General features: G+C 72.0%; 11 protein-coding genes. 3 read left to right on the top strand and 8 right to left on the bottom strand.

Features of this window, described 5'->3' with window-relative positions; all coding sequences use genetic code 11:
• The first annotated feature begins 65 nt into the window (after positions 1 to 65).
• Positions 66 to 1847, top strand: coding sequence for a glycoside hydrolase family 2 protein (locus NLU66_RS00615; protein ID WP_259361030.1), 1782 nt, complete (start codon positions 66 to 68; stop codon positions 1845 to 1847).
• A 130-nt stretch (positions 1848 to 1977) separates the two neighbouring features.
• Entirely contained in the window at positions 1978 to 2883 is a 906-nt protein-coding gene (locus tag NLU66_RS00610) for a hypothetical protein (RefSeq protein WP_259361029.1), read from the top strand.
• A 15-nt stretch (positions 2884 to 2898) separates the two neighbouring features.
• Here the strand turns inward: NLU66_RS00610 and NLU66_RS00605 are convergent, their stop codons facing one another.
• The 8 genes from NLU66_RS00605 to NLU66_RS00570 form a co-directional block, all read right to left on the bottom strand.
• Positions 2899 to 3894 (bottom strand): glycoside hydrolase family 130 protein, encoded by a 996-nt coding sequence (locus tag NLU66_RS00605; RefSeq protein WP_259361028.1) that lies wholly within the window; start codon positions 3892 to 3894, stop codon positions 2899 to 2901.
• An 82-nt stretch (positions 3895 to 3976) separates the two neighbouring features.
• Complete coding sequence (locus tag NLU66_RS00600) at positions 3977 to 4810, bottom strand: carbohydrate ABC transporter permease (RefSeq protein ID WP_259361027.1); 834 nt, start codon at positions 4808 to 4810, stop codon at positions 3977 to 3979.
• A 1-nt stretch (position 4811) separates the two neighbouring features.
• Positions 4812 to 5690: a carbohydrate ABC transporter permease gene (locus tag NLU66_RS00595; RefSeq protein ID WP_259361026.1), complete on the bottom strand. Its 879-nt coding sequence runs from the start codon at positions 5688 to 5690 to the stop codon at positions 4812 to 4814.
• A complete protein-coding gene (locus tag NLU66_RS00590) occupies positions 5687 to 7015 on the bottom strand; it encodes an extracellular solute-binding protein (RefSeq protein WP_259361025.1) in 1329 nt (442 codons plus the stop codon). The genes NLU66_RS00595 and NLU66_RS00590 overlap by 4 nt, the downstream gene beginning before the upstream one ends.
• Positions 7016 to 7059: 44 nt before the next feature.
• On the bottom strand, positions 7060 to 8139 hold the full coding sequence (locus NLU66_RS00585; RefSeq protein WP_259361024.1) for a LacI family DNA-binding transcriptional regulator: 1080 nt from the start codon (positions 8137 to 8139) through the stop codon (positions 7060 to 7062).
• A 189-nt stretch (positions 8140 to 8328) separates the two neighbouring features.
• Entirely contained in the window at positions 8329 to 8769 is a 441-nt protein-coding gene (locus NLU66_RS00580; protein ID WP_259361023.1) for a hypothetical protein, read from the bottom strand.
• Entirely contained in the window at positions 8766 to 9914 is a 1149-nt protein-coding gene (locus tag NLU66_RS00575; RefSeq protein WP_259361022.1) for a hypothetical protein, read from the bottom strand. Before NLU66_RS00575 ends, NLU66_RS00580 begins: the two co-directional genes overlap by 4 nt.
• Positions 9915 to 10086: 172 nt before the next feature.
• Positions 10087 to 10989 (bottom strand): helix-turn-helix domain-containing protein, encoded by a 903-nt coding sequence (locus NLU66_RS00570; RefSeq protein ID WP_259361021.1) that lies wholly within the window; start codon positions 10987 to 10989, stop codon positions 10087 to 10089.
• A 91-nt stretch (positions 10990 to 11080) separates the two neighbouring features.
• On the opposite strand from NLU66_RS00570, the gene NLU66_RS00565 reads away from it, so the two are divergent.
• Positions 11081 to 12469, top strand: a complete 1389-nt coding sequence (locus tag NLU66_RS00565) for an alpha-glucosidase/alpha-galactosidase (RefSeq protein WP_259361020.1) — start codon at positions 11081 to 11083, stop codon at positions 12467 to 12469.
• The last annotated feature ends 48 nt before the right edge of the window (positions 12470 to 12517 follow it).

Genomic DNA, 12517 nt, shown 5'->3' with positions numbered 1-12517 from the left:
GCTCCCGCGCCGTGACCGCTACGCTGGGGCGACCGCCGATTCCCACGTGCTAAGGATGCTCCGCCATGACGACGCCCGCCGCCGCCCATCCCCGCCCCACCCTGCGCCGCGAGGCCTGGACGGACCTCGACGGCGCGTGGGGCTTCGCCCATGACGACGAGGACCGCGGCCTCGCCGAGCGCTGGTACGCCCCCGAGGCCGCCGGCCGCTTCGACCGCGAGATCACCGTGCCCTTCGTGCCGGAGAGCGAGGCCTCCGGCATCCATGACACGGCCTTCCACCCCGTGCTCTGGTACCGCCGCACGATCACCGCCGCCGCCCGGCCCGGGCACCGCACCCTCCTCCACCTCGGCGCGGTCGACCACACGGCGGACGTCTGGGTCGACGGCCACCACGCGGGCCGCCACGTCGGCGGGCAGACGTCCTTCACCCTCGACCTCACCGACCTGCTCGATGCGGGGGAGGAGCACGTGCTCGTGGTGCGCGCGCTCGACGACCCGCTCGACCCCGAGCAGCCGCGCGGCAAGCAGGACTGGCGCGAGGAGCCGCACGGCATCTGGTACCACCGCTCCACCGGCATCTGGCGCTCCGTGTGGCTCGAGGAGGTCGCCGCGCAGCACATCACCGCCGTGCACAGCACCTTCGACATGCGGCGCGCCCGCGTCGAGCTGAGCGTTCGCCTCGCCCGCCGCCCCGCTCCGGGCACGACCGTGCGGGCGTCCCTGCGCGCAGGGGAGGAGGCGCTCGGGAGCGTCGAGGTGAGCGCGCACGAGACCCGCATCGAGCTCGTGGTCGACGTGCCCGCCGTGCGCAACACGCAGGACCGCGACCGCCTGCTGTGGAGCCCCGAGCACCCTGCGCTCGTGGACATGGACCTGCAGGTGCTCGAGGGCGGCGAGGTGCGCGACGAGGCCGCGAGCTACCTGGGCCTGCGCACCACGGGGATCGACCGCGGGCACTTCCTGCTCAACGGCGAGCCCTACTACGTGCGCTCCGTGCTCGAGCAGGGCTACTGGCCCACCTCCCACCTCACCGCGCCCAGCGAGGACGCCCGGCGCCGCGAGGTGGAGCTCATCAAGGAGCTCGGCTTCAACGCCGCCCGCATCCACCAGAAGGTCGAGGACCCGCGGTTCCTGCGCTGGGCGGACGAGCTGGGCCTGCTGATCTGGGGCGAGACCGCGAACGCCTACGCCTACAGCCCGCGCGCGGCGGCCCTGATCACCGCGGAGTGGTCGGAGATCGTGGAGCAGTGCCGGTCGCATCCGAGCGTCGTCACCTGGGTGCCGGTCAACGAGTCCTGGGGCGTGCGGGACCTCGCCGACTCGCTCCCGCAGCGCCAGCTCACCGTCGCCCTGACCGCACTCACGAAGGCCCTGGACCCGAGCCGGCCTGTCGTCTCCAACGACGGCTACGAGCTCATGGGCGGGGACGTCATCGCCCTGCACGACTACACGACCGACGCCGACGCCCTGCGCCGCTCCTGGGCGAGCGAGGACTCCGCCGCCGCGCTCATCGCCGGCCGCGGCCCGCAGCGCCGCCGACCGATCGACGACGCCGCCGTGGACCTCCACGAGGGCGCCCCGGTCATGGTCACCGAGTTCGGCGGCATCGCCTACGCCGCCCAGGGCACCTGGGGCTACGCGACGGTCTCGTCGCCGGAGGAGTACCAGGAGAAGGTCGCCTCCCTCTTCGACGCGCTCCACGCGAGCGAGGTCGTCACCGGGTTCTGCTACACCCAGCTCACCGACACCCTGCAGGAGGCGAACGGCCTCGCCGACGCCGACCGCAAGCCGAAGCTCGACCCGGCCGTGATCAGGGCGTTCGTGACGGGTCACCGGGAGGGCTGAGAAGAGCGGGCCGGGGCCGACGGGGCCGACGGGGGCTCAGGGCCCCGCGGTCGTTCCTCCCCAGCGGGGCGGGGTCCACATTCCGCGGCGCCCGCTGGCCCGCCGGCGCGGGCGGGGCGAGGGTCTCGGCATGACTCTCATCGACCATTCCGACGGCGCCCCCGTCGCCGACGCCCCCCGTCCCGCCCCGCGCCCCTGGTTCCTGGGCGACGTCCCCGTCCCCGAGGCCGTCGACCCCGACGACCCCGAGGGGCGGGCGCTCCTGCGCAGCCAGCTGCCCGCCTTCGACTGGCCCGGCCACCTGCAGGACCTGCTCGACTTCGTGGGGGAGGGGCGCCGCGTCACCCGCACCGGCACCTTCTACGTCGCGGACGTCCGCACGTACCGCCGCGGCGGCGGGTCCCCGGCCCGTCGCCGCGACCGCTGGAGCACCTGGGACCCCGCCCCGGGGCTCGACGAGCGGGCCCGGATGCTGCGGGGCCTGGGCTGGGTGGAGATCGTCGACCACGTCCTGCAGCCCACTGCGCTCTGCCCCGACCGGGAGGCTCTCCGCGACGCGGCCGGGACGGCCATGCTCCAGGCGATGCGCGACGGTCTCGCCGCGATCCTCGCCCAGCGCCTGCAGCGCCAGGGCCACGACCTGTGGCTGCGCGCCGAGGACTCCCCGCGCGAGCCCCTCACCGAGGCGCTGCTCCTCGCCACCCGGCCCGAGGGACTGCTGCTGCCGTGGGCGCCGATGGACGGCGACCTCGACCACTGCCGCCAGGTGTGCGAGTACCTCGCCGGCCTGCTCCAGCACCCCGCCATCCGCTCCGTGCCGCTGGACCCGTACACGGGGCACCCCCACCCGGCCGCGCTGCGGGAGCTCGCGCACCTCGGCGCGGTGCTCGAGGACCTCGTGCGCTGGGGCGTGCTCAGCGCGGAGGGCGGCGACCCCGAGCTCGACCGCTCCGTGCGCGCCGGCATCGCCACCCGCTTCCGGGCGCCGATGGTGCTGCGCGCCGCGATCGCGGAGGTCGAGGCAGGGATGTGGTGAGGCGGCGGTGCCCCGTCAGCCGTCGGCCTGCAGGCCCGTGCCGAAGGGCGCTGCGGGATCCGCGATGGCGACGGCGAGGGTCGTGTCCGACTGCCCGTAGTAGGCGAACCACCTGCCGCGGAACTTCACGAGCCCTTCGACGAAGGTGACGTTGGAGACCAGGCCGTGGGTGTCCTCGTAGGTCTGCGGGCGCAGCCACGGGTCCTGCAGGCGGGCGAGGACCTTGGTGGGCTCGGCGGGGTCGATCGCGATCTGGCCGCAGCGGTAGTCGACCTCGACGGTGCCGTCCTCGTGGACGGTGCGGGTCGCGCCGTTGGTGAGCATGACGAGCAGCCCGTTGTCCGTGAGCACGGGGGAGGTGCCGATCTCCACGAGCGCCTCGTCGAAGGTGCCGGGCGTGGGCGAGTACATCGGCTCGCGGTCGCTCGTGCCGGGCGTCCAGTGGATCAGGTCATCGCTGGTCGCCCAGTAGATCGATCCCTCACCGAAGTACATCCACCACGTCCCCTGGATCTGCTGGGGGACGATGACGCCGGCCTTGGACCAGGTGCGCCCGCGCGGGTTCGTCGTGGTCGCGAAGGTGTCGAAGTCCTCGAAGAGCGGGCCGTGCTTGGTCCAGGAGCGCAGGTCGGTCGAGGTGGCGAGGCACAGCTGGGCGCTCGTGCGATCCCAGCCGGTGTAGGTGAGGTAGTAGGTGCCCTCGATGAACGCGATCCGCGGGTCCTCGCAGCCGAACCTCTCGTAGTCGTGCTCGGGGGAGAGGATCGGGGCGTCCTCCCGCTCGAAGGTGACGCCGTCGTCGGAGAACGCGATGCCGATGTGGGACACGATGTCCTCCGCATGGGCGCGGTAGAGCAGCACCACCCGGTCGTCGACGACGAGCGCGGCGGGGTTGTAGAGGTTCGCGGACTCCCACGAGTCGCCCTTGGGGCGCAGGATCGGGTTGCTCTCGTGGGGGACGAACGGGCCGAGGGGGAAGCTGGCGCCGCCGAAGAGGGACACGGTGGACATGGTTCTCCTAGGGGTAGGGCGTCGAGGGTGGGGCGTCGGGTCGAGGTCGGGCGGATCGGGGACGGGCAGGCGCGGGAAGGCGTCAGCCCTTGATGCCGGCGCCGATGTCGGAGGGCCGGAAGTACTTCTGGAACAGGCAGAACAGGAGGACGACGGGGAGCGCGAGCGTGCAGGCGCCGGCGAGGATGACCCCGTTGGGGTTGGCCTCGGAGCGCGCGGCGTTGGAGATGAAGTTCGCCAGCGCCACCGCGAGCGGCTGCATCGAGGCGTCCTTGGTGACGAGGAAGGGCCAGAGGAACTCGTTCCAGGGGCCGATGAAGGTGATCAGCACGACCGTGGCGATCGCCGGCTTCACCATGGGGATCGCGACCGACCACAGCACCCGCAGCTCGCTCGCCCCGTCGATGCGCGCCGCCTCGAAGATCGACTCCGGGAGCGAGCGGAAGAACTGCCGGAAGATGAACACCGCGGTGGTGTTGATGAGGAACGGCAGGATCATCCCCAGGTACGTGTCGCCGAGCCGGTAGTACGACGCGACCTGCACGTACAGCGGGATCATGAGCAGCTGGAAGGGGACCATCTGCACGCCGAGCATCACCACGAACAGGCTCGTGCGTCCCCGCCACCGCAGGCGGGCGAGGGAGTAGCCGGCGAGCAGCCCGAAGGTCAGCGTGCCGACGAGCACCCCGAGCGCGAAGACGAGCGAGTTGACCAGGGAGCGCAGCAGGGAGATCCGCTCGTTGATGTCCCCGAAGTTCTGCAGCGTCCAGCCGTCGGTGGGGACCATGCCCGCCGGGCTGTTGGTCGGGTTCTCCTGGAAGGCGCCGACCAGCATGAAATAGAAGGGGGCGAGGAAGGCCAGGGCCATGAGCGCCAGCACCACGTACAGCGCGACACGTCGGAGGGTGCGAGGCATGTCAGGACTCCTTCGTGAGACGGGCGGAGAGCAGGGAGAGCAGCCCCACCCCGATCACCAGGAGCACACCGATCGCCGAGGCGACGTCCGGGTTCCCCTGCTGGATGCCCTTCTGGTAGATCATCAGGACGGGGGAGCTCGACGCGCCGTCGGGCCCGCCGCCGTTGGTGAGCAGGTACGGCTCGGTGAAGAGGTTCGCGCCGGTGATGATCGACAGGATGAGGACGATCAGGGTCGTGGAGCGCAGGCTCGGGACGGTGATGTGCCGGAACCTCGTGACCGCGCCGGCGCCGTCCATCGAGGCGGATTCGTAGAGCTCCCGCGGCACCGACTGGAGCGCGGCGAGGTAGAGCAGGACGTAGAACCCCAGCTGCTTCCAGGTCACGTAGAGCGCGATCGACGGCATCGCCAGGGCGCTGTTCGTCAGCCACGACGGTGACGGCGCGAGCGGGCCGAGGACGGTGTTGACCAGCCCCTCCTCGGAGAAGAGCAGCATCCACACACCGATCAGGGACACGCTGGCGGTGACATAGGGGACGTAGAACGCGACGCGGAAGGCGGCGGCCCAGCGGGTGATCGAGTTCAGCGCCGAGGCGAGCACCATCGACAGCAGCACCGTGAGCGGGACGTTGATCAGGAGGAACACGGCGATGTTCACGAAGGACTGGCGCACCCGCGGGTCGCTGATCGCGGCGCGGTAGTTCGCGAGGCCCACGAACTCGTGGTCGAGGCCCATGCCGGGCGCCGCGAAGACGTAGTCGTAGAAGGAGATCCACACGGCGTAGGCCAGCGGGTAGGCGAACACCACCGCGAGGAAGACGATGTAGGGCACGGCGAGCAGCAGCCCGAGCGGCTGGCGGCCGAGGAGGCGAGTGATCATGATCCGGCTCCCAGCAGGTCGTCGATGTCGTGGGCGACGGAGGAGAACTCCTCGCTGACGCCCCGCTTGCCGAGGATCACCGAGGCGACGTACGCGTCCCGGAACCGCTGCCAGATCTCGATCGACCCGCGGGCGGTGGGGACGTCCGCGACGCGCGAGGCCTGCTCCGCGAAGACGCGGTAGGCCGGGTTCTCCTCGAAGTACTGCGGGTGCACGTCGAGCAGGCCGGTGCGCATCGGCATCTGGCCGGTGAGGTCCAGGAGGGTGCGGTCCTGCTCGACGGCGGTGGCGAAGCGGAGCACGTCCCAGGCGGTCCGCTGGTGGCGGCTGGAGGTGAAGATCGCGGCGTTCTTCGCGTCGGCGAAGGTCGTGATCTCCTCGGCCGGGCGGCCGTCCTGCGTGGGGATCGGCATGATCCCGAAGTCGATGGTGCCCTGGTAGGAGGCGATCGCCCAGGGGCCCGCCATCTGCATCGCGGTGGTGCCGACGGCCATGGCGTTGTCCGTGGAGGTCTCCTGCGGGGCGAGGCGCCGCGCGTAGATCTCCGCCCAGAACTCCCCGGCCGCGACGCCCTCCGGCTCGTCGAAGGTGGTCGTCCCGTCCTCGATGAGCCGGGTGCCGCCGGTCTGGGCGAGCTGCAGCGGGTAGAAGTCGAACCAGGACTGGAAGAACTCGGCCGTGGGCGCGGGCCAGATCGCAGAGCGCGAAGCCCCCGAGTCGACGATCTTCTGCGCGCCCTCGAGGAACGACGCGTAGGTCTCCATGCCGGGGTCGTCGGGGTCGATGCCCGCGGCCTCGAACAGCTCCCGGTTGTACATGATCATCACGGGGTTCGACTTCCACGGCACCTGGTAGTAGTCGCCGTCCTCGTGGGCGTAGCCGGAGGCCGGCTCGCCCACGCGCTCCTCGATGTACGCGGCGCCGTCCTCGAAGTCCGAGAGGTTCACGAGCCCGCCCTGGCGCACCCAGTCGGTGGTCGCCGCGGGGGAGACGGCGAACAGCAGGTCCGGGGTCGTCCCGGCCACGATCGCCGCGGTGATGGCCTCCTCGGTGCTCGCTCCGGCCGGGACCTCCTGGAGGCTCACCTGCTCGTCGGGTTGCTCGGCGTTCCAGGCCTCGGCGATGGCGCGGCCCCAGGCGAGCTCCTGCTCGTTGTTCGAGGTCCACATGGTCACGGGGCCGCGGGACTCCCGGGCGGCGGCCTGGTCCGCGACGACGGGCCGGGAGCAGGCGGCGGTGGTGGCGAGCGCGGTGAGCCCGGTGAGGGCGAGCGCGCCGCGGGCGACGCTGCGGCGGCTGGGGCGCGGGGGACGGAGGGACGTCATCGTTCTCCTCGGGGGTGGTCCCGGCGAGCGGGACGGCGGTGGGGTCAGAGGGTCTGCGGGGGCGGTCCGACGGTCTCGCGACGGACGACGACGGGGGCGTCGGAGCGGACGGCGGTCGGGGCGTCCCCGGCCAGGACCGCGAGCAGCGTGCGCACGGTCATCGCCCCGGCGGCCTGGGCGCCGGTGGAGACGCTGGTGAGCCGGGGGGAGAGGTGGGCGGCGAGATCGGAGTCGTCGAAGCCGGTGAGGGAGAGGTCCTCGGGGATGCGGAGCCCCTGGCTGCGGGCATGGGAGAGTCCGGCGATGGCCATGACGTCGTTCGCGTAGAGGATCGCCGTGGGGCGCGGCGTCATCCGCAGCAGCTCGGCGGTCCGCTCGCGGCCGGAGGCGGCGGTGAAGTCGCCCTCGACGATCATCGAGGGGTCCAGCCCCTGGGCCGTCATCGCGGCGATGAAGGCGTCCCGGCGGTCGACGCCGTGGACGTACTGCAGCGGGCCGGAGACGTGGGCGATGCGGCGGTGGCCGGCCTCGACGAGCAGGTCGACGAGCTCGTGGACCGCGGAGGCGTTCTCGGCATGGACGGCGGGGATGATCGCGGCGGCGTCGGGCTCGGGGGAGTCCGCGTCGGAGAAGGAGCCCGGTGCGGCGGGGGAGGCCGAGGGGTCGAGCCGGACGGCGGGCAGCCCCAGCTCGGCCATGAGCCGGGGGCGGCGGTCGTCGACCTCGAGGTCGAGCAGGATCACCCCGTCGACCCGGCCGGCGGCGTAGCGGCGGTAGGCGGCGGTCTCGTCCTCCTCGGAGGCGACGACGCTGAGCAGGAGGCTCATGCCGACCTCCGCGAGCACGGTCTCGCAGCCGGCGATGAACCGGGGGAAGAACGGGTCGGTGGAGATGATCTCCGGCGGCCGGGCGATGACGAGGCCGATGGCCCCGGTGCGCGAGGTGGCCAGGGCGCGGGCGCTCTCGCTCGCCGTCCAGTCGAGCGCGGCGGCGGCCTCGAAGATGCGGCGGCGGGTCTCCTCGGAGACGGGCCGCTTGCCGGAGTAGGCGAGGGAGACGGTGGCCTTGGAGACGCAGGCGCGCTCGGCGACGTCGCCGATGGTGGCCTTGCGATGCTGCGTCATCGCGGCGGTCCTCCTCGTGGGTGTTCCCGGAGGGGCCGACGGGCGCAAACCGGTTTGACGAGGTGCCATCAAACCGGTTTGCGGAGGGTGTGTCAAGAGGCTGCGGTCAGGAGGGGTGGCGCCCGGGGGAGGCCGCGACCGCGGATGCCGCCGGTCGCGCCGGTGCTGCGGAGGAGGGAGTGGTGCTGGTCAGCGATCGGTGCGGCGGACGGCCGCGTGGACCACGGGCTCCGCCTCCTGGCCGACCACGACGACGAAGGCCGTGGAGCCCTCGACGCCCTCGGCCAGGCGATCGCCCTTCTTCTGCACACCCTCGCCGAGCCGCTCGACCGCCACGGCGAGGTCGTCCTTGTACGCCTTCGACTCGATGCCGCCGGGGAAGCTCGCCTCGACCCAGGCCTCGATCTGCTCGGCGCTGCCGGAGAAGGTGACGACCTTGCTCCACGCCTCGTCGCCTTTGAGGACCCCGTCCTCGACGCTCGCCTCGGTCTCGGGAGCGGCGAGTGCGGCGGCGGCCAGGATCTGCTCGGCATCCATGGGGGTCTCCTCAGCGTCGGTGTCGTCGCAGGCGCTCAGCAGCGCCCCGGCGAGGGTGAAAGTGGCCAGGTGCAGGATTCCGCGTCGGTTCACGGGACCGTCCCTTCGGTGTGCTGCGAGGAGGACTCCCCCACGAGGTTGTACTCCCGCGCGATGCCTCCGCGATGGAGAGCGGCCAGGGTCTCGTCGGAGACCGTGAACGGGCCGATCTGGGTCTGCTTGCCGCCATCCCAGTTGTAGCGATCGCGGAAGTTGACCTGTGAATCGACCTCGTAGCGCCAGTCAGGATGATCGGCGTCGGGGGGATAGGCGGTGACCGTCCCCGTCTGGTTGTGGTTGAAGCTCCCGGAGGCGTAGAACCAGTCGCCGTCAGCGGTGTAGTCGCTCCACGGAGTGCTCAGCGGGTAGGTGACGGGACCCGTCGCGCCGTCCGCCTGTGCTCGGGCGACCGCATCGGCGCCGGCCTGATGGCGCCGGTCCTCCGCCTGGGTGGCGAACCCCGGCTGGTCCTGGATCATGCTGTCGACGTCCGCCGGGTAGTCCTCGCCGGTGTTGTCGAGGAAGTGGTCGAGGTGCTCGGACGCGTTGGGCCAGTCCCCACGCTTGATGTCCGCGGCCTCCCGGGCCAAGGAATGGGCGGAGTGGTCGATGGGGCCGGCGATCTCCGAGTCGTACTCACCGGCGCCGTCCGGCGGGGGAGTCCATCCCGGAGGTGCGGGGCTGTCCGCATCCGTGCCGGGGACGCCGGTACCGAGGCCGCTCTCGCCTGGGGGTGTGGCCTCGGGGCCGGGAGTCGAGTACTGCGCGTTGGGATTCTCCGCGTCAGGATCGTAGGAGTCGTCACCGTCGGTGCGAGGGGTGTTCTCCCTCCCCTGGCCCCGTCGAGCGCTCCGTTCGTCGCCGCGGTTGTCCCAGAAGCCGAGTGACGCGGAGGCCGAGGGTGCTCCTCCTGCGAGCGCGGCCTGCGGACCCGGGAGGAAGTCGCTCGTGCCGAGCGGACCTCCGCCGTGGTCGGCGCCGTCGGTGGAGGATGCGGTGTCCTGCTGTTCCGCTTCCGCGGCGAGCGTGGTTGCGAGAGCGCTGAGGGCGGAGGCGGCGGACCTGATCCGAGGGCTCACAGAATTCATGTAGGTGTCACGGAAGGCGTCGGCGTCGGGGCCGGTCCACGAGCCCTCCTGCAGCACGAGGGGGTCGAGCGCCGAGAGAAGATCGCCGATGCGTGAGGCGTCGGACGTCATGCTGGATCCGAGTCGGCGCACCTGATCCGTCTGTGATCCCCAGAATCCTGTCATCGTCCCTGCTCCAGCCGTCGTCCTACCGCGCATTCAGCACGGTAGAGGAAAGCTGCAGGCCGATGCCATGGGGAGAACTGCCCTGTGGACGGAGTCGGACGGCCGTCGGCCCCGTCGCTCAGCCCCGCTGCCGGCGGTACTCGCGCGGGGTCGTGCCGCACGCGGCGGTGACGTGCTCGTAGAAGCTGCTGAGGGAGCCGAAGCCGGCGGAGTCCGCGATCTCGGTGGTGGTCATCGCGGTGGTGAGCAGCAGGCGCTGCGCGGTCCCCACCCTGGTCATCGTCACGTACTGGCCCAGCGTCACGCCGGTCGCGGAGCGGAACACGGTCATCGCGTGGGAGGGGGTGAGGTGTACGGCGGCGGCGATGTCCGCGACGGCGAGCGGGCCGCGGTGGTGGTCCATGACGTGCTGGGCCATGGCGGAGACCTGCCGCAGCCGCCCCGCGGGCACGGCGCCGGCGCCGGGGAGCGCGGCGCCCGCGCCGGGCGGGGCGGCGGCGTCGGGGCGGGTGCCCACGCGGAGGATGCGGCGCACGGCCGCGCGGATCTCGAGCTGGGCGATCTCCGCGTCGCCGCTGTCCTCGTGGTCGTCCTCGGCGTCCGGGACGGCGCCGGGGATCTCGTGCACCCAGCGCTCGGCGAGGTGCGCGACCCGCTCGGCGAGGCCGGGCGCGCGGGTGATGAGCGGGCGGGCGCTCAGCAGCGGGGCGGTCTCCGCCTCGGGCAGGCCCCAGCCGAGCATCGTCGCGAAGGGCACGTGGATCCAGCAGGCGTCGCCCGGGTTCGCGCCCACGAGCCCGTGCGGCTGCGCCGCCCAGAACACGGCGATCTCGCCCGCGTTCACGGTGAGCGGCCGGCCCGCGAAGAGGTAGTGCATGCTGCCGCGCAGCACGAGGTTGATCTCCACGTCGTCGTGGCGGTGCAGGGCGCCCATGTGCGGCGGGGCGCCGCGGCGGATCCACAGGCCCGCGCGCTGCTCCTCGACCATCCCGTCGGCGTCCCACCCGATCGTCTCCGTCATCGCGCCAGCGTAGTCACGGATCGAAGGATCCTGGAACAACCACCGAGGATCCCGGGAGACCTCCGGGACGGTGCGCCCCTAGCGTGGCGGCATGGCAACGACGCACCTCAAGAACCCCAAGATCACCCTCATCGGCGCCGGCGGATTCGTGTTCCCCTTCCGGCTCGTTGGCGACATCCTCAGCTTCCCCGCCCTGCAGGGCGCGACCCTCTGCCTCATGGACGTGAACCCCGAGAAGCTCGGCCCCGTCGCCGCCGCGACCCGCGAGCTCGTGGCCCACCACGGCCTGCCCACCACGGTCGAGGAGACCACCGATCGCCGCGCCGCCCTCGAGGGCGCGGACATCGTCATCATCACCTTCCAGGTGGGCGGCGTGGAGTCCTACCGCCACGACGTCGAGATCCCCCGGAAGTACGGCATCGACCAGACCGTCGGCGACACCGTCGGCCCCGGCGGCGTGTTCCGCTTCCTGCGCTCCGTCACCGCCTACGACGAGATCGCCGCCGACGCCCTCGAGGTGTGCCCCGACGCGACCTTCATCAACTACGCGAACCCGATGGCCATGGCGACCGCGTACCTGAACGCGAAGGGCCTGCGCACCGTGGGTCTCTGCCACAGCGTGCAGGGCACCACCCGCATGCTCGCCCGCACCCTCGACGTGCCCTACGACGAGGTCTCCTACCGCTGCGCCGGCATCAACCACCAGGCCTGGATCCTCGAGTTCATGCGCGGCGACGAGGACCTCTACCCGCAGGTGCGGGAGGTCATGGCCGCGAAGCACCAGGTGGGCCGTGGCGCCCAGGACCTCGCCGGGGACGACGGCGACCACTCCGGGGCGGCCGACGCCGCGAGCACGTACGAGGGCGGCAACGAGCAGGTGCGCACCGCCATCATGAACGCCTTCGGCTACTTCCAGACCGAGTCCAGCCACCACGCCTCGGAGTACCTGCCCTACTTCCGCAAGACCCCCGAGCTGGTGGAGCAGTACATCCCCGAGCGCTGGGACTACTACGAGATCTGCGTGGCCCACGACGACCAGGGCGACATCGACACCCAGCTCGAGAAGCTCAAGGGCGAGCTCGCCCCGAGCGTCGAGTACGGCGCGAGCATCGCCAACTCGATCGTCTCCGGCACCCCGTCGGTCGTCCACGGCAACGTCCCCAACGGCGGCGCCCTCATCACGAACCTGCCAGACGACGCCTGCGTCGAGGTGCCCTGCCTCGTCGACGCCCGCGGCGTGCAGCCCACCGCGATCGGCGACCTGCCCCCGCAGCTCGCCGCGCTGAACCGCACGAACGTCAACGTGCAGACCCTCGCCGTGCGCGCCGCGCTCACCGGCGACGTCGAGAACGTGCGCCATGCCGTCGCGCTCGACCCGCTCACGGCCGCGCTGCTCACCCTCGAGGACGCCCGCGCCATGACCGACGAGCTGCTCGCCGCGCACGCGGACCGCCTGCCGGAGCGGCTGCAGCAGGGCTGACGCCCCCGCCGCCCCCGCCCGTCGCATCGCTCAAAGGAGAGTGATCCC

The organism is Brachybacterium sp. NBEC-018 (assembly GCF_024860185.1).
GTDB classification, from domain to species: domain Bacteria; phylum Actinomycetota; class Actinomycetes; order Actinomycetales; family Dermabacteraceae; genus Brachybacterium; species Brachybacterium rhamnosum.
This window is presented reverse-complemented; position numbering and strand designations above follow the sequence as displayed.

Excerpts from the sequence above, each read along its gene's own strand:
- NLU66_RS00605 (WP_259361028.1), bottom strand. The coding sequence starts at position 3,894 with ATGTCCACCGTGTCCCTCTTCGGCGGCGCCAGCTTCCCCCTCGGCCCG.
- NLU66_RS00570 (WP_259361021.1), bottom strand. The coding sequence starts at position 10,989 with ATGACGGAGACGATCGGGTGGGACGCCGACGGGATGGTCGAGGAGCAG.
- NLU66_RS00615 (WP_259361030.1), top strand. The coding sequence starts at position 66 with ATGACGACGCCCGCCGCCGCCCATCCCCGCCCCACCCTGCGCCGCGAG.
- NLU66_RS00575 (WP_259361022.1), bottom strand. The coding sequence starts at position 9,914 with ATGACGTCCGACGCCTCACGCATCGGCGATCTTCTCTCGGCGCTCGAC.
- NLU66_RS00600 (WP_259361027.1), bottom strand. The coding sequence starts at position 4,810 with ATGCCTCGCACCCTCCGACGTGTCGCGCTGTACGTGGTGCTGGCGCTC.
- NLU66_RS00590 (WP_259361025.1), bottom strand. The coding sequence starts at position 7,015 with ATGACGTCCCTCCGTCCCCCGCGCCCCAGCCGCCGCAGCGTCGCCCGC.
- NLU66_RS00610 (WP_259361029.1), top strand. The coding sequence starts at position 1,978 with ATGACTCTCATCGACCATTCCGACGGCGCCCCCGTCGCCGACGCCCCC.
- NLU66_RS00585 (WP_259361024.1), bottom strand. The coding sequence starts at position 8,139 with ATGACGCAGCATCGCAAGGCCACCATCGGCGACGTCGCCGAGCGCGCC.
- NLU66_RS00565 (WP_259361020.1), top strand. The coding sequence starts at position 11,081 with ATGGCAACGACGCACCTCAAGAACCCCAAGATCACCCTCATCGGCGCC.
- NLU66_RS00595 (WP_259361026.1), bottom strand. The coding sequence starts at position 5,690 with ATGATCACTCGCCTCCTCGGCCGCCAGCCGCTCGGGCTGCTGCTCGCC.